General features: G+C 59.9%; 13 protein-coding genes and 1 pseudogene. 7 read left to right on the top strand and 7 right to left on the bottom strand.

What is annotated here, in order from left to right; genetic code table 11:
- Positions 1 to 11 precede the first annotated feature (11 nt).
- The 5 genes from AB4N82_RS27420 to AB4N82_RS27400 all read right to left on the bottom strand — a co-directional run bounded on the left by AB4N82_RS27420 (position 12) and on the right by AB4N82_RS27400 (position 5,667).
- On the bottom strand, positions 12 to 842 hold the full coding sequence (locus AB4N82_RS27420; RefSeq protein ID WP_032886872.1) for a carbohydrate ABC transporter permease: 831 nt from the start codon (positions 840 to 842) through the stop codon (positions 12 to 14).
- A gap of 10 nt (positions 843 to 852) precedes the next feature.
- Entirely contained in the window at positions 853 to 1,743 is an 891-nt protein-coding gene (locus AB4N82_RS27415) for a carbohydrate ABC transporter permease (protein ID WP_050442832.1), read from the bottom strand.
- Between the two features lie 154 nt (positions 1,744 to 1,897).
- Positions 1,898 to 3,181 (bottom strand): ABC transporter substrate-binding protein, encoded by a 1,284-nt coding sequence (locus AB4N82_RS27410; RefSeq protein ID WP_371260725.1) that lies wholly within the window; start codon positions 3,179 to 3,181, stop codon positions 1,898 to 1,900.
- 217 nt (positions 3,182 to 3,398) lie between these two features.
- Positions 3,399 to 4,304: an AraC family transcriptional regulator gene (locus tag AB4N82_RS27405; protein ID WP_099602877.1), complete on the bottom strand. Its 906-nt coding sequence runs from the start codon at positions 4,302 to 4,304 to the stop codon at positions 3,399 to 3,401.
- Positions 4,305 to 4,377: 73 nt separating this feature from the next.
- A complete protein-coding gene (locus AB4N82_RS27400; protein WP_122764275.1) occupies positions 4,378 to 5,667 on the bottom strand; it encodes a glycosyltransferase in 1,290 nt (429 codons plus the stop codon).
- Positions 5,668 to 5,825: 158 nt separating this feature from the next.
- Here AB4N82_RS27400 and tpx point away from each other — a divergent pair, with 158 nt between their 5' ends.
- The 5 genes from tpx to AB4N82_RS27375 all read left to right on the top strand — a co-directional run bounded on the left by tpx (position 5,826) and on the right by AB4N82_RS27375 (position 15,517).
- Positions 5,826 to 6,326: a thiol peroxidase gene (gene tpx / locus AB4N82_RS27395; RefSeq protein ID WP_122764274.1), complete on the top strand. Its 501-nt coding sequence runs from the start codon at positions 5,826 to 5,828 to the stop codon at positions 6,324 to 6,326.
- A gap of 230 nt (positions 6,327 to 6,556) precedes the next feature.
- Entirely contained in the window at positions 6,557 to 7,855 is a 1,299-nt protein-coding gene (locus AB4N82_RS27390; protein WP_032886865.1) for an MdtA/MuxA family multidrug efflux RND transporter periplasmic adaptor subunit, read from the top strand.
- Positions 7,852 to 10,953: an MdtB/MuxB family multidrug efflux RND transporter permease subunit gene (locus tag AB4N82_RS27385; protein ID WP_032886863.1), complete on the top strand. Its 3,102-nt coding sequence runs from the start codon at positions 7,852 to 7,854 to the stop codon at positions 10,951 to 10,953. The genes AB4N82_RS27390 and AB4N82_RS27385 overlap by 4 nt, the downstream gene beginning before the upstream one ends.
- Positions 10,950 to 14,057, top strand: coding sequence for an efflux RND transporter permease subunit (locus AB4N82_RS27380; RefSeq protein WP_032886862.1), 3,108 nt, complete (start codon positions 10,950 to 10,952; stop codon positions 14,055 to 14,057). The genes AB4N82_RS27385 and AB4N82_RS27380 overlap by 4 nt, the downstream gene beginning before the upstream one ends.
- On the top strand, positions 14,054 to 15,517 hold the full coding sequence (locus AB4N82_RS27375) for an efflux transporter outer membrane subunit (protein ID WP_032886861.1): 1,464 nt from the start codon (positions 14,054 to 14,056) through the stop codon (positions 15,515 to 15,517). The genes AB4N82_RS27380 and AB4N82_RS27375 overlap by 4 nt, the downstream gene beginning before the upstream one ends.
- A gap of 166 nt (positions 15,518 to 15,683) precedes the next feature.
- On the opposite strand, the gene AB4N82_RS27370 is transcribed toward AB4N82_RS27375, so the two are convergent.
- Complete coding sequence (locus AB4N82_RS27370; RefSeq protein WP_460103943.1) at positions 15,684 to 16,253, bottom strand: hypothetical protein; 570 nt, start codon at positions 16,251 to 16,253, stop codon at positions 15,684 to 15,686.
- 436 nt (positions 16,254 to 16,689) lie between these two features.
- Between AB4N82_RS27370 and AB4N82_RS27365 the strand changes: the two genes are divergently transcribed.
- A complete protein-coding gene (locus tag AB4N82_RS27365; protein ID WP_122764273.1) occupies positions 16,690 to 18,786 on the top strand; it encodes an EAL domain-containing protein in 2,097 nt (698 codons plus the stop codon).
- 53 nt (positions 18,787 to 18,839) lie between these two features.
- Positions 18,840 to 19,587 (top strand): annotated as a pseudogene (locus AB4N82_RS27360) (SDR family oxidoreductase).
- Positions 19,588 to 19,712: 125 nt separating this feature from the next.
- Here AB4N82_RS27360 and mapR read toward each other — a convergent pair.
- On the bottom strand, positions 19,713 to 21,122 hold the full coding sequence (mapR, locus tag AB4N82_RS27355; protein WP_099602873.1) for a GntR family transcriptional regulator MpaR: 1,410 nt from the start codon (positions 21,120 to 21,122) through the stop codon (positions 19,713 to 19,715).
- Between the last annotated feature and the right edge of the window lie 35 nt (positions 21,123 to 21,157).

Here is a 21,157-nt window from a genome sequence, read left to right as displayed (position 1 = left end):
GCTAGAAATTATTATTTAACTGCGCCGAAGGACAAACCGCGCACCAGCTGTTTCTGGCTGATCCAGCCAAAGATCAGGATCGGCGCACAGGCGAGGGTCGAGACGGCCGACAATTTGGCCCAGAACAAACCTTCGGGGCTGGAGTAGGAGGCGATCAGCGCGGTCAACGGCGCCGCGTTCGATGAGGTCAGGTTCAGCGACCAGAACGCCTCGTTCCAACACAGGATCAGCGACAGCAACACCGTGGAAGCGAGGCCGCCCTTGGCGATCGGCAGCAGTACCCGGACCATTTCCTGCCAGAGGGTGGCGCCGTCCAGGCGTGCGGCTTCGAGGATGTCTTTGGGGATGTCTTTGAAGTAGGTGTAAACCATCCAGACCACGATCGGCAGGTTGATCAGGGTGTAGATGATGATCAGCGCAATGCGCGTATCCAGCAGGCCAAAGCTCTTGGCCAGCAGGTAGATCGGCATCAGCACGCCCACCGGCGGCAGCATCTTGGTGGACAGCATCCACAGCAGCGTGCCCTTGGTGCGCTTGGTTTCGTAGAACGCCATGGAGTAGGCCGCCGGCACCGAGATCAGCAGGCACAGGGCGGTAGCGCTGAAGGAAATCAGCACCGAGTTCCAGGCATAGCTGAAGTAGTTGCTGCGCTCGTTGATGTGCAGGTAGTTCTCCAGCGTCGGCGTGAAGATGAACTGCGGCGGCGTGGCGAACGCGTCGATTTCGGTCTTGAAGCTGGTCAGCACCATCCAGAAGATCGGGAAGAAAATCAGGATTGCGATGGCCCAGGCCAACGTGCCGAGCAACAGGCTTTGCAGGCGGCGGGATTGTTGAAGCGTCATGGCGCGGCCCTCAAGGCTTGTCAGTCAGGTTTTTGCCGATCATCCGCACCAGGATGATCGCCGCGATATTGGCGATGACCACGGCAATCAAGCCGCCGGCCGAGGCCATGCCCACGTCGAATTGCACCAGAGCCTGGTTGTAGATCAGGTAGGCGAGGTTGGTCGACGCGTAGCCGGGGCCACCGTTGGTGGTGGTGAAGATTTCGGCGAATACCGAGAGCAGGAAGATCGTTTCGATCATCACCACCACGGCAATCGGGCGGGCCAGGTGGGGCAGGGTCAGGTGCCAGAAAATCGCAATGGCGCCGGCACCGTCCAGACGTGCCGCTTCCTTTTGTTCCTGGTCGAGGGACTGCATGGCGGTCATCAGCAGCAGGATCGCGAAGGGCAGCCATTGCCACGACACAATGATGATGATCGACAGCAGCGGGTAGTGCGCCAGCCAGTCAACAGGTTCTGCGCCAAAGAACTTCCACACGGCAGCGAGGATTCCCGACACCGGGTGAAAAATCAGGTTCTTCCAGATCAGCGCACCGACGGTGGGCATGATGAAGAACGGAGAAATCAGCAACACCCGCACCAGGCCGCGACCGAAGAATTCACTGGCTTCCAGCAGCGCGCTGATCAACACGCCGAACACCACGCTGATCAGCAATACGCTACCTACCAGCAACAGGGTGTTGGAGGCACCGGGCAAGAAGCCCGAGTCGGTGATGAAGTAGGTGAAGTTCTCCAGCCCCACGAATTGGTTTTCGCCGGGGTAGAGCAGGTTGTAGCGGATCAGGGAAAAGTACAGGGTCATGCCCAGGGGCACGATCATCCAAAGCAACAGCATGGCGACCGAGGGCGTGACGAGGAACCAGCCGGGGTTGGCCAGGCGGTTTTTGGGTGCTGTATTCATGATAATCAAGGCCATTGCGAAGCAAGGATCGGAATGCGGTCAGGATGGGAGAAGGCTTGCCCCCGATAGCGGTGTATCAGTCACTGAATCATCAACTGGTAGATGGCTATCGGGAGCAAGCCCCCTCCCACATTTGACTGTGGTGAGACCCGGGTTATTTGGGGTAACCCGCCCGCTTCATTTCACGCTCGGTGGTGGTCTGCGCGGCGGTCAGTGCAGCATCGACCGTTTGCTGACCGGTCAGCGCACCGGAGAAGAACTTGCCGACCTGGGTACCAATCGCCTGGAACTCAGGAATGGTCACCAACTGGATACCGATATACGGCACCGGCTTGAGCGTCGGTTTGGTCGGGTCGGCGACTTTCAGCGATTCCAGGGTCACCTTGGCAAACGGTGCAGCCTTCATGTACTCGTCGCTGTAGGTCGACTTGCGGGTGCCAGGCGGTACGTTGGCCACGCCGTCGGTCTTAGCGACCAACGCGCCATATTCCTTGGAGGTTGCCCAACTGGTGAACACCTTGGCGGCGTCCTTGGCCTTGGAGCTGGTCGGGATCGCCAGGGACCATGAGTACAGCCACGAAGTGCCTTTGTCGGTCTTCTCGTGGGGCGCGAAGGTGAAGCCTACGCTGTCGGCCACCTTGCTCTGGGACTTGTCGGTGACAAACGAGCCAGCCACGCTGGCGTCGACCCAAATTGCACACTTGCCGCTGTTGAACAGCGCCAGGTTTTCGTTGAAACCGTTGCTGGACGCACCCGGCGGGCCGGATTTCTTCATGTTGTCGACGTAGAAGTTAAGCGCGTCTTTCCATTCGGGGCCGTTGAACTCAGGCTGCCACTTTTCATCGAACCACCGCGCGCCATAGCCGTTGGCCAGGGTGGTGATCAGCGCCATGTTTTCACCCCAACCGGCTTTGCCGCGCAGGCACAGGCCGTATTGCTCTTTGGTTTTGTCGGTGAGTTTGGCCGCGAATTCGCCGATCTGGGTCCAGGTCGGATGCTCGGGCATGGTCAGCCCGGCGTCCTTGAACAGGTCGGTGCGGTAATACGTGATCGAGCTTTCAGCGTAGAACGGCAGGGCGTACAGCGAGCCTTTGACGGACAAACCGTCACGCACAGAAGGGAAAACGTCGTCGAGGTCGTAGGAAGCCGGAAGATCCTTCATCGGTTCCAGCCAGCCTTTGGCGCCCCAGAGTGCGGCTTCGTACATGCCAATGGTCAGCACGTCGAACTGTCCGCCTTGGGTGGCGATGTCGGTGGTCAGGCGTTGGCGCAGCACGTTTTCTTCGAGCACCACCCAATTCAGCTTGATCTCTGGATGCTCGGCCTCGAAGGTCTTCGAGAGCTTTTGCATGCGGATCATGTCGCTGTTGTTGACGGTGGCAATGGTCAGGGTCTGCGCGCCAAAGCTGACGGCGCTGAGGGTCATGCAGGTTGTCATGCAGGTGGAGACAAGCAGTGCTTTTGCTGTGAACTTCATCGCGCACTCCATTTCCGCGCCCAGGGGCTACAGAAGGACAGTTATTGTTGTTGTGTCTTCCTACGAGGAGTCAGGAAGAGTGTGCGTTGATTACAGCCTTCAAATGGGGTTGTGACAAATCCTTGGGAGCACTTGGACTGATACTTTTTTGCACTCGGTCACACAGCCTTTTAAACCTTCAAGCCAGGTTCTGCTCGGTCAGCCGTTGCACCGCCAGGCGCCGGTAGTGGGAAGGGGTCATGCCTTTAAGCTGCTGAAAACGTCGGTTGAAGTTGGAGATATTGTTGAAACCCGACTCAAAGCACACATCGGTGACGGCCTTGTCGCCATCTGCCAGTAACTCGCATGACTTGCTGATGCGCAGTCTGTTGACGAATTCGATAAATGTGCGCCCGGTGGCCTGCTTGAACACCCGGGAAAAATACGTGGGCTTCATGCCCAAGTGTTCCGCCACTTCCTCCAGCGGCAACTCCCGCGCGTAGTGGGCGAAGATGTAATCCACCGCCCGGTTGGTACGGTCGATGCTGTGTTCATCGGCCAGTTGCGGCGTGGTCACGCCGGACAGCAGTTGGTAGTCCTCACAGGTACTCAACACTTCCAGCAAGATAAAGAAGTGCCCCAGGCGCGCCATACCCTGGGCGTCCTCGATGCGTTGCATCAGGGTCATGGCTTGGGCAATGGTCTTTCTGCAACGAAACTCGATGCCGTACTGGGCACGTTCCAGCAGTGGGGTGAGGGTTTTCAGCTCGGTGAAGATATGGCTGCCGTTTTCCAGTAATTCATCGGTGAAGTTCACCAGCATGTCGCGCTTGGGCACCACCTCGTCTTCTTCCACCTGGCTGATCCAGTTATGGGGCAGGTTGGGGCCGGTGAGGAAGAGGCTTTCAGGGTAGAAATTACCGATGTAGTCGCCGATAAACACCTTGCCCGAGCTGGCGACGATCAGGTGCAGTTCGTATTCCTTGTGGAAATGCCAGCGCACCAGCGGACAGGGGAAACCATGCTGGCGATAGATGATGGACAGACCGTTGTGATCGTCCATCAGCTCGTAGGAAGGGTCGGTGATTCGCGCTGCTCGGGTCATGCTGCCGTCGCTTTTATTGTTGGTTGCGACCCGAATAATGCCCCCTTGCGCGCGACCCTGCCAGCGTCGGTGTTTACAGCACGCGGTTTTTTGCCTCGATCCACTGGGACATGTACTGGGTACTTTTGTGGGCGTGATGGCGAAGCATGCTGCCGGTAAAGTTGTCGCGGCGATGGGCGGCGAGGTGGCGACGGCAGTGCTCCAGGCACTCCACCAGCGCAGGCCCGTGGACGTTCTGGTCATAGCGGCGGGCAATCAATTGGCGACCGTCTTCCTGGGCCTGGGTCCAGCGCTCGCGGTCCTGATACAAAGCCACGGCAGCGGCGGCCAAGGCAGGCGCGCTGGTTTCGATCATGCCGGGCCATGGTTGCTCATCGCCCATGGCCTCGGCGCCGATCGGCGTGCTGATGCTCGGCGTACCGCACAACATCGCGTCCGCCAGTTTGCCCTTGATGCCCGCGCCGAAGCGCAGGGGGGCCAGGCAGATGCGTGCAGCGCTCATTACCTGTAGCGCATCTTCAGCCCAGTTCATCACATGAAAGCCCTGGGCCGGGTTATGCAGGGCGGTGGCCTTGGGTGGGGTGTAAGCACCATAGATATGCAGCTGCGCGCCGGGTAATTGTTGTCGAATCAGCGGCCACAGGCTGTTCTTCATCCACAGCACAGCGTCCCAATTGGGCGCGTGACGGAAGTTGCCGATGCTGAGGAAATGCGCGCGGTCGTCAAACGGGACGAACTTTTCGGTCACGGGCTCCAGCATCAGCGGGCACCAGTGGAGCAGGGCGGCCGGCACCTTGAACTGCTCGGTCAGGAGGCGCATTTCCACGTCGGAGATCATCAGGTTGATGTCACAGCGGTAAATCGCCGCGATCTCGCGCTTGGCCACGTCGGTGTCGGCCATCAGTTGGAACTCATCTTCCAGGGCGGGCGCAAACAGAGCGCTGAAGTCGTCGCTGTCGGGATGGGTCTTAAGGTGGTTCTTGAGCCGTTGCTGGCGAGCGTCGCGCAGGCTTTGCAGGTCGCAGGTTTCCAGCACGCGCAATGCGTCGGGGCAACACTTCTCCACGCGCCAGCCGAACTGCTCTTCCATCATGAAACGGTCGAACAGCACGATATCCGGAGCGAGCTCGCGGATAAAGTCGTCGAAACTGCTGTTATTGAGCTCGATGGCGCATTCGGCAATGCCCAGGGCGAGCAGGTCGGCTTTGTGCTCGCCGAGTGCAGCAGGGCTGCTGAAGGTAATGTCCCAACCTTGCGTAAGAAAGGTCTCAAGAATCTGCATCATATGCCCACCAGCGGCCGAAGAACGGGGCTCCGGCCAGACATAACCAATGACCAGAACTTTGGTGGCAGGCGGATTCATCGACGACGGTTTCCTTTAAGGGCAGGCGAAAAGCGCGCAATTAAACCACAACCTGTGGGCATGACAATTTGTGTCTGGCGGTAGGTAGGCACGGCACTTTGTGGTTAACTTCCGCCTCTCGAATTCGTTTAACTAAACCCAGCATAAGGATTCTGTTCATGGCTCAAGTCACCCTTAAAGGCAACGCGGTCAAGGTTGAAGGCGAATTGCCGCAAGTCGGCACCCAGGCTCCAGACTTCATCCTGACTGCCAACGACCTGTCGGACGCCACCCTGGCGACCTTCGCCGGCAAGCGCAAAGTGCTGAACATCTTCCCAAGCGTTGATACCCCGACTTGCGCGGCGTCGGTTCGCAAGTTCAACGCCCAGGCCAACGAACTGAACAACTCCGTTGTACTGTGCATCTCCACCGACCTGCCATTCGCCCAAGCACGCTTCTGCGGCTCCGAAGGCCTGGAAAACGTGAAGAACCTGTCGGATTTCCGCGATCCTGCTTTCGCTCAGGACTTTGGCGTGGCAATCGCTGATGGCCCGCTGCGCGGCCTGACCGCCCGCGCCGTGGTGGTTCTGGACGAAAACAACAACGTCCTGCACACCCAACTGGTTTCTGAAATCGCTGAAGAACCAAACTACGAAGCCGTTCTGGCTGTTCTGAAGTAACTGTTTGCGTGGATGCTGTCGTTTTGCAGTAACACGCGTGATACATGATTGCGGCCTGGCCTAGTCCAGGCCGTTTTCATTTGTGCTTCAGACGTTTAGGCAAATAGCCGACGGACTAGACCCAGACGTTAAAAGTTGTAAGCCCAAGGTAAATAGCCGGTAAAGGCGCTTTTCTTAATGCGCCCCAGTGCTTATCTTTCAGCCTCCCAAAGAAGAAGCTCTCGCGCCCAATGGTTGATCATTCCATGCAATCCTCCCCCCGCAACTCCCGTCGCTGGCTGTTCGGCCTGCTTGTGCTGCTGGTTATCGCCGGTCTGTGCTGGAAATTCTGGCCCGGCGGCGCGGCCCAAAAAGACGCACCGGCCGGGCACACCAGCAAAACCGGCATGGCACGCCCTGGTTTCGGCGGTTCCACGGGCCCGATACCGGTGCGCGTGGCGCCGGCGGTGTTGGGAGAGTTTCCGGTGTACTACAAGGCATTGGGCACTGTTACTGCGCTCAACACCATTAATGTACGCAGCCGGGTGGGCGGGGAATTGATGAAGATCGCCTTTGAAGAAGGGCAGATGGTCAAGGCCGGTGATCTGCTGGCCGAGATTGACCCGCGCAGCTACCAGAACGCCTTGCTCCAGGCCCAGGGCACGCTGATGCAGAACCAGGCCCAGCTGAAAAATGCCCAGGTCGATGTGGAACGCTATCGTGGGTTGTATGCCCAGGACAGTATCGCCAAGCAGACCCTGGACACCGCCGAAGCGCTGGTCCTGCAATACCAAGGCACGGTCAAGACCAATCAGGGCGCGGTGGACGACGCCAAGCTCAACCTTGAATTCACCAAGATCCGCGCGCCGATCGCCGGTCGCGTCGGCCTGCGCCAGCTCGACGTCGGCAACCTGGTGGCCGCCAACGACACCACCGCCCTGGCCGTGATCACCCAGACCCAGCCGATCAGCGTGGCCTTTACCCTGCCGGAAAACACCCTGGAAACCGTGCTCGCCCGTTACCACGCTGGCAACAAACTGCCCGTGGAAGCCTGGGACCGTGGCGACGTGAAACAGCAGGCCGTCGGCGTGTTGCAGAGCCTGGACAACCAGATCGACGTCACCACCGGCACTCTGAAATTCAAGGCGCGTTTCGATAACAAGGACAAAGCGCTGTTCCCCAACCAGTTCGTCAACGTGCACCTGCTGGCCGACACCCTGCACAACGTGGTGCTGGCGCCGTCCGCCGCGATTCAGTTCGGCAATGCTGGCACCTTTGTCTACAAGCTTGATGGCGACAAGAAGGTCAAGGTACAGCCCCTTGTGGTCGGTGATACCGACGGTGAAAACACCGTGATCAAGGAAGGCTTGGTCGCTGGCGACCGTGTGGTGCTGGAAGGCACCGACCGCCTCAAGGAAGGCAGCGAAATCGAAGTAGTCAACGACAGCACTGAAGTCCCGACCACCCCGACTGAGCACCTGCAAGGCAAACCAGCAGCGAAAGGGGAGACCGGCGCTGACGCTGGCAAGGCGCAAAAGGTCGGCGCATGAACCTGTCGCGGCTGTTTATCCTTCGCCCGGTCGCCACCACGTTGAGCATGCTGGCCATTGTCCTGGCCGGCATCATCGCGTACCGCTTGCTGCCGGTCTCGGCCTTGCCCCAGGTGGATTACCCGACCATTCGGGTGATGACCCTCTACCCCGGCGCCAGCCCCGACGTGATGACCAGCGCGGTTACCGCGCCCCTTGAGCGCCAGTTCGGGCAGATGCCCGGCTTGACCCAGATGGCGTCCACCAGTTCCGGCGGCGCTTCGGTACTGACCCTGCGTTTTAACCTCGACATTAATATGGATGTCGCCGAGCAACAGGTGCAGGCCGCGATCAACGCCGCCACCAATTTGCTGCCCAAGGACCTGCCGGCGCCGCCGGTGTACAACAAGGTCAACCCGGCGGATACCCCGGTGCTGACCCTGGCTATCAGCTCCAAGACCATGCTGCTGCCCAAGCTCAATGACTTGGTCGACACGCGCATGGCACAGAAAATTGCCCAGATCAGTGGCGTCGGCATGGTCAGCATCGCTGGTGGCCAGCGTCAGGCCGTGCGTATCAAGGTCAACCCCGAAGCCCTGGCGGCTAATGGCCTGAACTTGTCGGATGTGCGCACCTTGATCGCGGCGTCCAACGTCAACCAACCCAAGGGTAACTTCGACGGCCCGACCCGGGTGTCGATGCTTGACGCCAACGACCAGTTGGTCTCGCCCCAGCAATACGCCGAACTGATCCTGGCCTACAACAATGGCGCGCCGTTGCGCCTTAAAGATGTGGCACAGATCGTCGACGGCGCCGAAAACGAGCGCCTCGCGGCTTGGGCCAATGAAAACCAGGCGGTGCTGCTGAACATCCAGCGCCAGCCGGGTGCCAACGTCATTGAGGTGGTGGACCGCATCAAGGCGTTGCTGCCGAGCATCACCGACAATCTGCCTGCGGGCCTCGACGTCACCGTCCTCACCGACCGAACCCAGACCATCCGCGCCTCGGTCAAGGACGTACAGCATGAATTGCTGATCGCCATTGCCCTGGTGGTGATGGTGACCTTCCTGTTCCTGCGCCGGGTCAGCGCCACGATTATTCCGTCCATCGCCGTACCGTTGTCTCTGGTGGGCACCTTCGGCGTGATGTACCTGGCTGGGTTCTCCATCAACAACCTCACGCTGATGGCCTTGACCATCGCCACCGGGTTTGTGGTGGACGATGCCATCGTGATGCTGGAGAACATCTCCCGTTACATCGAAGAAGGCGAGACCCCCCTGGCCGCCGCCCTCAAGGGCGCCAAGCAGATTGGTTTCACCCTGATTTCCCTGACCCTTTCGCTGATCGCGGTGCTGATTCCGCTGCTGTTCATGGCCGATGTGGTGGGGCGTCTGTTCCGCGAATTTGCCATCACCCTGGCGGTGGCGATCCTGATTTCCCTGGTGGTGTCCCTGACCCTCACGCCGATGATGTGCGCGCGGTTGCTAAAGCGTGAGCCGAAAGAGGCAGAACAGGGCCGCTTCTACAAGGCCAGTGGCGCCTGGATCGACTGGATGATCGAAGCCTACGGGCGCAAGTTACAGTGGGTGCTCAAGCACCAGCCGCTGACCCTGCTGGTGGCCATCGCCACGTTGGGTCTTACCGTGGTGCTGTACCTGGTGGTGCCCAAGGGCTTTTTCCCGGTGCAGGACACGGGGGTGATCCAGGGTATTTCCGAGGCGCCGCAGTCGATTTCCTTTGCGGCCATGAGTCAGCGCCAGCAGGCGTTGGCCAAAATCATCCTGGCGGATCCGGCGGTGGAAAGCCTGTCGTCCTACATTGGTGTGGATGGCGATAACGCGACCCTCAACAGCGGACGCTTGCTGATCAACCTCAAGGCCCACGGCCAGCGCGACTTGAGCGCAGCCCAGGTAATCACGCGCCTGCAACCGGAAATCGACAAGTTGGTGGGTATCCGCCTGTTTATGCAGCCGGTGCAGGACCTGACCATCGAAGACCGTGTGAGCCGCACCCAGTACCAATTCAGCATGTCCTCCCCGGACTCTGAGTTGCTGGCGCTGTGGAGTGACAAGCTGGTGCACGCCCTCGGCCAGTTGCCGGAGCTTACCGACGTCGCCAGCGACCTGCAGGACAAAGGCCTGCAGGTGTACCTGGTGATCGACCGCGATGCGGCCTCGCGCCTGGGCGTCAGTGTGTCGACCATCACCGACGCGTTGTACGACGCCTTCGGCCAACGCCAGATTTCCACCATCTACACCCAGGCCAGCCAATACCGCGTGGTGTTGCAGGCCCAGTCCGGCGAGACCCTCGGCCCGGATGCTCTGAACCAGATCCATGTGAAAACCACCGACGGCGGCCAAGTGCGGCTGTCGAGCCTGGCCCGTGTGGAACAGCGTCAGGCGCAGTTGGCCATTGCCCATATCGGCCAGTTTCCGGCCGTGATGATGTCGTTCAACCTGGCTCCCGGCGTGGCGCTGGGCAAGGGCGTGGAGCTGATCAACCAGGCGCAGAAAGACATCGGCATGCCCGTGGGCGTGCAGACCCAGTTCCAGGGCGCAGCCCAGGCGTTCGAAGCCTCGCTGTCGAGCACCTTGCTGCTGATCCTGGCGGCGGTGGTCACCATGTACATCGTGCTCGGCGTGCTCTACGAGAGCTATATCCACCCGATCACCATCCTGTCGACCTTGCCTTCGGCGGCGGTGGGGGCATTGCTGGCCCTGCTGCTCAGTGGTAATGACCTGGGCATGATCGCGATCATCGGCATCATCCTGCTGATCGGTATCGTGAAAAAGAACGCGATCATGATGATCGACTTCGCCCTCGACGCCGAACGCAACCAGGGTCTCGACCCACAGACCGCGATCTACCAGGCCGCGCTGTTGCGCTTCCGGCCAATCCTGATGACCACCCTGGCCGCGCTGTTCGGTGCGGTTCCGCTGATGCTGGCCACCGGCTCCGGTGCTGAATTGCGCCAGCCGCTGGGTTTGGTGATGGTCGGCGGCCTGCTGGTGAGCCAGGTGTTGACGCTGTTCACCACGCCGGTGATCTACCTGTATTTCGATCGCCTGGGTCGTCGCTGGCGCAAAGAACCGCAAAGCCTGGAGCCGGTTGAGTCATGAACCTGTCCGGACCTTTCATCCGCCGACCGGTAGCGACCCTGCTGCTGAGCCTGGCGATCATGCTGCTGGGCGGGGTGAGCTTTAACCTGTTGCCGGTCTCGCCGCTGCCGCAGATCGACTTCCCGGTGATCGTGGTCTCGGCAAGCTTGCCGGGTGCCAGCCCCGAGGTGATGGCGTCCACGGTGGCCACGCCGCTGGAGCGCTCCTTTGGCGCGATTGCCGGCATCACCACCATGAGCAGTTCGTCGAGCCAGGGCTCTACCCGAGTGATCCTGGCGTTTGACTCCGACCGTGATATCAACGGCGCGGCGCGTGAAGTGCAGGCGGCGATCAACGCGTCACGCAACCTGCTGCCCAGCGGCATGCGCAGCATGCCCACCTACAAGAAAATCAACCCGTCCCAGGCGCCGATCATGGTGCTGTCGCTGACCTCGGACGTGTTGCAAAAGGGCCAGCTCTACGACCTGGCCTCGACCATCCTGTCCCAGAGCCTGTCCCAAGTGCCGGGTGTGGGCGAAGTGCAGATCGGCGGCAGTTCCCTGCCAGCGGTGCGCATCGAGCTGGAGCCCAAGGCCCTCGACCAGTACGGCGTGGCTCTGGACGATGTGCGCAACACCATTGCCAACGCCAACCAGCGGCGGCCCAAGGGGTCGCTGGAAGACAGCGAGCGCAACTGGCAGATCCAGGCCAATGACCAGTTGGAAAAAGCCAAGGACTACGAGCCGCTGCTGATTCGCTACCAGAATGGCGCGGCCTTGCGCCTGTCGGATGTGGCGAAGATTAGCGACGGCGTTGAAGACCGCTACAACAGCGGCTTCTTCAACAACGAGCCGGCGGTGCTGTTGGTGATCAACCGCCAGTCCGGCGCCAACATCATCGAGACCGTCCGACAGATCAAGGCTCAACTGCCAGCGTTGCAGGCGGTGCTGCCGTCCAGCGTCAAGCTCAGCCTGGCCATGGACCGCTCGCCGGTCATCACCGCCACCTTGCACGAAGCCGAGATGACCCTGCTGATTGCCGTGGGGCTGGTGATTCTGGTGGTTTACCTGTTCCTCGGTAACTTCCGCGCCTCGCTGATCCCGACCCTGGCGGTGCCGGTGTCGCTGGTGGGCACTTTCGCGGTGATGTACTTGTACGGGTTCTCGCTGAACAACTTTTCGCTGATGGCGTTGATCCTGGCCACCGGCCTGGTGGTGGACGATGCCATTGTGGTGCTGGAGAACATTTCCCGGCATATCGACGATGGTGTGCCGCCCATGAAGGCGGCGTACTTGGGCGCCCAGGAAGTCGGCTTTACCTTGCTGTCGATGAACGTGTCGCTGGTGGCGGTGTTCTTGTCCATTCTGTTTATGGGCGGGATTGTCACCAACCTGTTCCGCGAGTTTTCCATCACCTTGTCCGCAGCGATCATTGTGTCGTTGATTGTCTCGCTGACCTTGACCCCAATGCTCTGCGCTCGCTGGCTCAAGCCCCACGTCAAAGACCGGATGACCGGTTTGCAGCGCTGGAGCCAGAGGATCAACGACCGGATGGTTGCCGGTTATGCCACCAGTCTGGACTGGGTACTGCGCCATCGACGCCTGACCTTGCTCAGCTTGTTGCTGACCATCGGCATGAACGTGGCGTTGTACGTGGTGGTGCCAAAAACCTTTATGCCCCAGCAGGACACCGGCCAGTTAATCGGCTTTGTGCGCGGCGATGACGGGCTGTCGTTCAGCGTGATGCAGCCGAAGATGGAGACTTTCCGCAAGGCGGTGCTCAAGGACCCGGCGGTGCTCAGCGTGGCTGGCTTTATCGGCGGCAACAACGGCACCAACAACGCGGTAATGCTGGTACGCCTCAAGCCCATCAGCGAACGCAAGATTTCTGCCCAGGCGGTGATCGAGCGCCTGCGCAAGGAAGTGCCGCTGGTGCCGGGCGGGCGCCTGTTCCTGATGGCTGACCAAGACCTGCAATTTGGCGGCAGCCGCGACCAGACCAGCGCGCAGTACTCCTACATCCTGCAAAGCGGTGATCTGGCCGCATTGCGCCTGTGGTACCCGAAAGTCGTCGCTGCGTTGCGTGAACTGCCGCAACTCACCGCCATCGACGCCCGTGAAGGCCGGGGCGCAGCCCAGGTCACGCTGATTGTCGACCGCGACCAGGCCAAGCGCCTGGGCATCGACATGGACATGGTCACCGGAGTGTTGAACAACGCCTACAGCCAACGGCAGATCTCTACGATCTACGACAGCCTTAACCAGTATCAGGTGGTCATGGAGGTCAACCCCAAATACGCCCAGGACCCGATCACCCTCAACCAGATGCAGGTGATTACTGCCGATGGCGCACGGGTGCCGCTGTCGACCATTGCCCATTACGAGAACAGCCTGGCCGATGACCGGGTCAGTCACGAAGGCCAGTTCGCCTCGGAAAACATCGCCTTCGACATGGCCGAAGGGGTGACGGTGGAGCAGGGCACGGCCGCCATCGAACGGGCGATTGCCAAGGTCGGTTTGCCCGAGGACGTGATCGCCAAGATGGCCGGCACTGCCGATGCCTTCGCAGCCACCCAGAAAGGCCAGCCGTTCATGATCCTCGGCGCGCTCGTGGCGGTGTACCTGGTGTTGGGCATTCTGTATGAGAGCTACATTCACCCGCTGACGATCCTCTCGACCCTGCCGTCGGCCGGCGTCGGCGCCATGCTCGCGATCTACCTGACAGGGGGCGAGTTCAGCCTGATCTCCTTGCTGGGGCTGTTCCTGCTGATCGGCGTGGTGAAGAAAAACGCAATCCTGATGATCGACCTGGCCCTGCAACTGGAGCGTAACGACGGCTTGGGCCCCTTGGAGTCGATTCGCAGCGCTTGCCTGTTGCGTCTGCGGCCGATCCTGATGACCACGCTGGCGGCCATCCTCGGTGCCTTGCCCTTGCTGCTCGGCGCTGGCGACGGCGCCGAAATGCGTCGCCCCCTGGGCCTGACCATCATTGGCGGCCTGGTCTTCAGCCAGGTCCTGACCCTTTACACCACCCCGGTGGTTTACCTTTATCTCGACCGCGCGCGCCATCGTTTCAATAAATGGCGCGGCGTGCGTACCGATGCTGCCCTGGACACTGCGCTATGACCGATTCAACCTTTGCCAAATTGGCCATGACCCGCGGTTCCCGTGTCGCGAGCCTGGTGCTTTGCGGCGTATTGCTCAGCGCCTGCGCCGTCGGCCCGGACTACAAGCGCCCGGATGTTATCGAACCCGTGCAATTCAAGGAGGCCCAGGGCTGGCGTCAGGCCACGCCGAGTGATTCCTTGGCCCGTGGCGCCTGGTGGGAGTTGTACGGCGACCGCCAGCTCAACGACCTGGTGGTGCGCCTGAATACGGCTAACCAGACGGTGGCACAGGCCGAGGCGCGTTTTCGCCAGGCCCAGGCACTGGTGCGCAGTTCGCGCGGGGCGTTTTACCCGACGGTCGACCTGAGCGCCGGTAAAACCCGCGCCAGCCAGGGCACCGGCAGCAGCAGCGCAAGCCTCAGCAGTTCCAGCAGTGGTATCCGCGACACCCTCAACGCGCAATTGGGCGTGAGCTGGGAAGCCGACATCTGGGGCAAATTGCGCCGTGGTCTGGAAGCCAATGAAGCCAGCGCCGAAGCCAGCTCGGCGGACTTGGCGGCCATGCGCTTGAGCCAGCAATCGGAACTGGTGCAGAGCTACCTGCAATTGCGCGTGATGGACGAACAGACCCGCTTGCTGCAAGCCACGCTGGACACTTACCAGCGCTCCCTGCAAATGACCGAAAACCAATACCGCGCTGGTGTCTCCGGCAAGGATGCGGTGGCCCAGGCGCAAACCCAGCTCAAGAGCACCCAGGCGAGTCTGATCGACCTGATCTGGCAGCGTGCGCAGCTGGAAAACGCCATTGCGGTCTTGATCGGTGAAGCGCCGGCCAACTTCAACCTGGCCGTGAGCAAGGACATCCCGGCACTGCCACAGATTCCGGTGAGCCTGCCGTCGCAGTTGCTGGAGCGCCGCCCGGACATCGCCTCGGCCGAGCGCTCGGTGATCGCTGCCAACGCCAATATTGGCGTGGCCAAGGCCGCCTACTACCCGGACTTGAGCCTGAGCCTGGCCGGTGGTTATTCCAGCAGCACGTACGCTGACTGGATCAGCCTGCCGAACCGCTTCTGGTCGGTGGGCCCGAAGCTGGCCATGACCTTGTTCGACGGCGGCCAGCGCTCGGCGGAAGTCGACCGCACTGTGGCGTCCTACGACGAAACCGTGGCCAAGTACCGCCAGACGGTGCTCGACGGCTTCCGTGAAGTGGAAAACTACATGGTGCAACTCAAGGTGCTGGAAGACGAGGCGGTGGTCAGTAACGAAGCGCTGGAAGCGGCGCGCGAATCCCTGCGCTTGACTCAGAACCAGTACAAGGCGGGGTTGATTGCCTACCTGGATGTGGTGACGGTACAGGCGACCGCACTCAGCAATGAACGCACGGTGTTAACGCTGCTGCAGAGCCGGTTGGTAGCCAGCGTGCAACTGATTGCCGCTTTGGGGGGCGGTTGGGATGGGCAGACGTCAATAGCCGAGTAGGCGTGAGGGGGAATAATGCTACGTGGTCAGGACTCGTTGCGCGCACTTGGTGCGGTCTTAGCCAATTGAGTCTGTAGTTGCTGAGCGAAGATCAACAGGCCAACGCGCGATAGCCGAACGAAAGGGCTCTTTGTTCGGCTCACTCATCATTGTTTGCCAACCTGAGTTAAATGGCTCTGAGGGATATTAAATCAGCAAATTTGTATGACTTGGAGTTGTTCTCAACATGCAGCTCTAAAGAGTCATGGTTATACGATATCAAACTCCCAAATTCTGTTGTAGAGCGACCTTTGTATTCCAGAATTATTTTTGTGTACCGTGGTAGGTATTTTAGAATTTGGTCAACTTTACAAGCGACTCGAAATTTCAATACTCGGTTATTTCCGTCGGTTAATTGGTATTCTTTTCCACCGGGAAAATGATAGGTAATGACCGTGTCCTCGAAAGCGTCGATTCTCCCCCAGACTTCATATATTTTTTGTTTTTTATAACATATTTGTTTGTCATAACATAGATGAGTGCTTACTACGTACTCGCCATCGTCAATGGGGAAAGTGCCGCGTTCAGCAATTTTTCGCTCTACATAGGGTGTTATATCGGTCACTGCTTGAGCATCTCCGATGTTTTCGATTCTATAAGACTTGATTTCGCCGCCTTTGTCTCGAATACATTGAGTGCCTTTCAGGTGGCCAGTATTCTCAGTGTTATTAGGGTATAGAAGTGCGATGATGGCCATTTCTGAAACTCTGAATGTCATGTGGAGTAAAGTTTATCGCTCTCAGCATGAAAGTCACCTGTAAGATATGACAGTTTTATATATCCTTACGGAATAAAAATTTTATTTTTATGGAGTGCAGGATGCTGGGAGTTTGTGTTAAACCCGATTTCTAAATACGGGCGTCTATACTGGAAAAGGGGTAACAATCCTCTAAAATTTTTAGTTTTTGTTATCCCGAGACCCGCCAACACTGAAGCGACACACTGCCTTTGATACGCAGGTGACGTCGCACACGAGCTATAGACCACTCCGGACCTGGCCAGTAGTTTGACGTCAAATTACAGGTGATGGCCCTATGATAATTAATCACCTGCACCAGAATTAATCTCGCTACAATCGCGCGCTTTGCCACCCTGGCACGGACGTCTCAAAACTGTTGCCCGCGAGAAATCCCATGCTCATCGGTAGTTATTCAACCTCCCTCGTCGTGATCTCCCTGTGCGTCGCGATCCTGGCCTCTTATACCGCGCTGGACCTGACCGGCCGCATTGCGACCGCCAAGGGTCGCGCGGTTTATTTGTGGATGGCCGGCGGGGCATTGGCCATGGGCGTGGGCGTCTGGTCGATGCACTTCATCGGCATGTTGGCCCTGCGCCTGCCGTTTGCCTTGGGCTTCGATATCGGCATTACTGCGCTGTCGTTGTTGATCGCGGTGATGTCCAGTGGCTTTGCCTTATGGCTGGTCAGCCAACCGCGCTTGCCCGCCTGGCAATTGGTGTTTGGCGCGCTGGTCATGGGCACCGGCATTGCCACCATGCATTACACCGGCATGGCCGCGATGCGCATGACCCCCGGTATCGACTACGACCCCACCTTGTTTGGAGCTTCTCTGTTAATAGCGGTCGTGGCCTCGGGCGCCGCTTTGCAGATAGCTTTCAACCTGCGGCGCAACACGCCGTATGTACGCCTGGCACGCGGCGGGGCGGCGGTGGTGATGGGGTTTGCCATCGTCGGTATGCATTACACCGGAATGGCCGCAGCACGCTTTGCCGATGAAAGCTACTGCGCTGCCGCGTTGGACGGCTTGACCGGCAAGGGCCTGGATAACCTGGTGCTGGTCACCACCCTGGCGGTGCTTGCCATCGCATTGCTGACCTCGTTGCTCGACGCGCGGCTGGAGGCCCGCACCGCTGTGCTCGCCGATTCCCTCAGCCTGGCCAATCAGGAGCTGACCCACCTGGCCCTGCATGACATGCTCACCGGTCTGCCTAACCGCACGTTGCTGGCCGATCGGATTCAACAGGCCATACAGGCGGTTAACGAGCAGGGCGGTTGCTTCGCCTTGATGTTTATCGACCTGGATGGCTTCAAGCCAGTCAACGATGCCTTTGGCCATCACATGGGCGACCAGTTGCTGCGCGAAGTCGGCCTGCGCCTGCGCGAAGACTTGCGCGGCCACGACACCCTGGCGCGCATCGGCGGTGATGAATTTGTGCTGTTGGTGCAACTGAGCCAGCCAGACGATGCCCTGCGCTTGGCCGAGCGGCAGGTCGGGCTGATCAACCGCTCATTCCAGGTGGCCGAGCATGAGCTGAAAATCTCGGCCAGTATCGGCATCGCTGTGTTCCCAGGTAACGGTGGCAACCCCCAGGAATTGTTGATGAACGCCGACGCCGCGATGTACCACGCCAAGGGCATGGGCAAGAACGGCTACAGCTTTTTCGACGTGTCGATGAACACCAATGCGCGCAAGCAATTGCAGTTGTTGCAGGACCTGCGCAACGCCCTCGACCAAGAGCAATTTCGCTTGTACTACCAGCCCAAGTTCGATGCGGTCAGTGGTATTGCGGTGGGCGCCGAAGCGCTGGTGCGCTGGGAGCATCCGCAGCAGGGCCTGTTGTTGCCGGCCACCTTTATCGAACTAGCGGAAAAGACCGGCTTGATCATTCCCATCGGCGAATGGGTGCTTAATGAGGCCTGCCGTCAGATGAGCGTGTGGTACGCGCTGGGTTATGAGCATTGGCGCATCGCCGTGAACCTGTCGGCGTTGCAGTTCTGCCATGCGGGGCTGGTCAAGAGTGTGGCCGACGCCCTTGATCGTCATCAGTTGCCGGCCAACAGCCTGACCCTGGAGATCACCGAAACCACCGCCATGAGCGATGCCGACGCGAGTATGACGGTGTTGCAGCAGCTCTCGGACATGGGCGTCGACCTGTCCATCGATGACTTCGGCACCGGCTATTCCAGCCTGATGTACCTCAAGCGCCTGCCGGCCAACGAGTTGAAGATCGACCGCGGTTTTGTGCGCGACCTTGAGCACGACAGCGATGACGCCGCCATCGTTTCGGCCATCGTTGCCCTCGGCCAGGCCTTGGGATTGCGGATTGTCGCCGAAGGCGTGGAAACGGACGTGCAGCAGAGTTTCCTCACGCGGCTGGGCTGTAACTCCCTGCAGGGTTACTTGCTGGGGCATCCGCTGCCGGCCGATGGTTTCATGGCGGATATTCTGCGGGCCGAGGACGCACAGGCGCCTGACAAAAACAGTGCCTGACGGTTAGTATCGGATCCAACCCTAACGCCAGGTTGGATCAGGAGACCGTACGCATGGACAAAGTTGTCATCATCACCGGGGGCAGTCGCGGTATTGGCGCCGAAACGGCACTGCTGGCGGCGCGCGAAGGTTATCGCATCTGCATCAACTACCGCTCCGATGAAAAAGCGGCCCTGGGCGTTCTGGAACAGGTCCGTGGCCTGGGTGCCCAGGCGATTGCTGTGCGGGCTGATGTCAGCATCGAAGATGAAGTGATTGCGTTGTTTCATCGCGTCGACGCCGAGTTGGGCCGCGTGACCGCCCTGGTCAACAATGCCGGCACCGTGGCGCACAAGTCGCGGGTCGATGAGATGTCCGAATTCCGCATCCTTAACATCATGAGGACCAATGTGCTGGGGCCGATCCTGTGTGCCAAGCACGCGGTGTTGCGCATGTCGCCCAAACATGGCGGGCAGGGTGGCAGCATCGTCAACGTGTCCTCGGTGGCGGCGCGCCTGGGTTCGCCGGGTGAATACGTGGACTATGCAGCCTCCAAGGGCGCCCTCGACACCTTCACCATCGGCCTGTCCAAAGAAGTGGCAGGTGAGGGTATCCGCGTCAACGCAGTACGCCCCGGCTATATCTTTACCGACTTCCACGCCCTGAGCGGCGACCCGGATCGGGTCAGCAAGCTGGAGTCCGGCATTCCCATGGCCCGTGGAGGGCGGCCGGATGAAGTGGCGGAAGCGATTATCTGGTTGTTGTCGGATAAGGCGTCGTATGCCACCGGGACTTTTTTTAGATTTGGGTGGCGGCCGTTGAGTCGGTAGCGTCTGTGCGGGCGCCATCGGGAGCAAGCCCCCTCCCACATTTTGATCGGGTTCACACAGTCCAAGTGTGGGAGGGGGCTTGCTCCCGATGCCGTCAGAAAGAGCAACCCCCCTCCCTCAAAACGACCGCACAATCCGCCCCAACGTCTCCATCGCCTTCTCCGAGGCCTCGGTCCACGGGCTGCCATAGTTCAGGCGAATACAGTTTCTGAAGCGCTGGGTCGCCGAAAAAATCGGCCCCGGTGCAATGCTGATGCCTTGCGCCAGCGCCATCTGGAACAACTTCAATGAGTCCGTTTGTTCCGGCAATTCCAGCCACAGGAAATACCCTCCGGCCGGCTGGCTGACGCGGGTTTGCGCCGGGAAATACCGAGCGATGGCGGCGAGCATGGCGCTTTGTTGTTCTTCCAGGGCATAACGCAATTTGCGCAGGTGGCGGTCATAGCCGCCATGTTGCAGGTAGTCGGCAATCGCCGCCTGGGCCGGCATCGACGGGCACAGCGAGGTCATCAGCTTGAGACGTTCGACCTTTTGCGCATAGCGCCCGGCCGCGACCCAGCCGACGCGGTAGCCGGGCGCCAGGCTCTTGGCAAAGGAACCGCAGTGCATCACCAGCCCTTCGGTGTCGAAGGCTTTGGCCGGCTTGGGCGCCTGTTGCCCGTAATACAGCTCGGCGTACACATCGTCCTCAATCAGCGGCACCTGGTGACTGCGCAACAGCTCAACCAGTGCCTGCTTCTTTTCTTCCGGCAACGTTGCGCCCATGGGGTTCTGGAAACTGGTCATGGTCCAGCAGGCCTTGATCGGATAGCGCGCAAGGGCTTGCGCCAGGGCGCTGAGGTCGATGCCGTCGCGCGGGTGCACCGGAATCTCCACCGCCTTGAGCTTGAGGCGTTCCAGCACTTGCAGGCAGGCATAGAACGCCGGGGCCTCGATGGCCACCAGATCGCCCGGTTCCGTCACGGCTTGCAGGCACAGGTTCAGGGCTTCCAGGGCGCCATTGGTGATCAGCAGTTCTTCCATCGGCAGCATCAGGCCGCCGACCATGTAGCGCAGGGCAATTTGTCGACGCAACTGCGGATTGCCCGGCGACATGTCGGTGACCACCAGGCGCGGGTCCATTTCACGGCTGGCGCTGGCCAGGGATCGGGCCAGGCGTTGCAACGGGAACAGCATCGGGCTGGGGAACGCCGAGCCGAAGGGCACTGTATTGGGGTCTTTGATCGAGTCGAGCACGGAAAACACCAACTCGCTGACATCCACCTCGGTGGACTCGTGCACCTGCTCGCTCACCGCCGGCTCAGAGAACGGGCTCGGTGCATGGGTGTTGACGAAGTAGCCGGAACGCGGCCGAGCACGGATCAGGCCACGGCGTTCCAGCAGGTAATAGGCCTGGAACACCGTGGACGGGCTGACGCCGTAGGTTTGGCTGGCGTAGCGCACCGACGGCACACGTTGGCCAGGCCCCAGGACGCCAGAGCGGATCAGTTCGGCAATGTCTTCGGCGAATTTTTCGTAGCGTTTCATAGGGGCCTTAACAATGTTTATACGAGCGCAGATCC

The organism is Pseudomonas sp. H1_D04 (assembly GCF_054683855.1).
Note: the sequence above shows the minus strand (reverse complement) of the source record. Positions and strands in the feature narration are given on the sequence as shown.

Coding starts and splice junctions, on each gene's coding strand:
- AB4N82_RS27420 (WP_032886872.1), bottom strand. CDS start 842: ATGACGCTTCAACAATCCCGCCGCCTGCAAAGCCTGTTGCTCGGCACG.
- AB4N82_RS27415 (WP_050442832.1), bottom strand. CDS start 1,743: ATGAATACAGCACCCAAAAACCGCCTGGCCAACCCCGGCTGGTTCCTC.
- AB4N82_RS27410 (WP_371260725.1), bottom strand. CDS start 3,181: ATGACAACCTGCATGACCCTCAGCGCCGTCAGCTTTGGCGCGCAGACC.
- AB4N82_RS27405 (WP_099602877.1), bottom strand. CDS start 4,304: ATGACCCGAGCAGCGCGAATCACCGACCCTTCCTACGAGCTGATGGAC.
- AB4N82_RS27400 (WP_122764275.1), bottom strand. CDS start 5,667: ATGAATCCGCCTGCCACCAAAGTTCTGGTCATTGGTTATGTCTGGCCG.
- tpx (WP_122764274.1), top strand. CDS start 5,826: ATGGCTCAAGTCACCCTTAAAGGCAACGCGGTCAAGGTTGAAGGCGAA.
- AB4N82_RS27390 (WP_032886865.1), top strand. CDS start 6,557: ATGGTTGATCATTCCATGCAATCCTCCCCCCGCAACTCCCGTCGCTGG.
- AB4N82_RS27385 (WP_032886863.1), top strand. CDS start 7,852: ATGAACCTGTCGCGGCTGTTTATCCTTCGCCCGGTCGCCACCACGTTG.
- AB4N82_RS27380 (WP_032886862.1), top strand. CDS start 10,950: ATGAACCTGTCCGGACCTTTCATCCGCCGACCGGTAGCGACCCTGCTG.
- AB4N82_RS27375 (WP_032886861.1), top strand. CDS start 14,054: ATGACCGATTCAACCTTTGCCAAATTGGCCATGACCCGCGGTTCCCGT.
- AB4N82_RS27370 (WP_460103943.1), bottom strand. CDS start 16,253: ATGGCCATCATCGCACTTCTATACCCTAATAACACTGAGAATACTGGC.
- AB4N82_RS27365 (WP_122764273.1), top strand. CDS start 16,690: ATGCTCATCGGTAGTTATTCAACCTCCCTCGTCGTGATCTCCCTGTGC.
- mapR (WP_099602873.1), bottom strand. CDS start 21,122: ATGAAACGCTACGAAAAATTCGCCGAAGACATTGCCGAACTGATCCGC.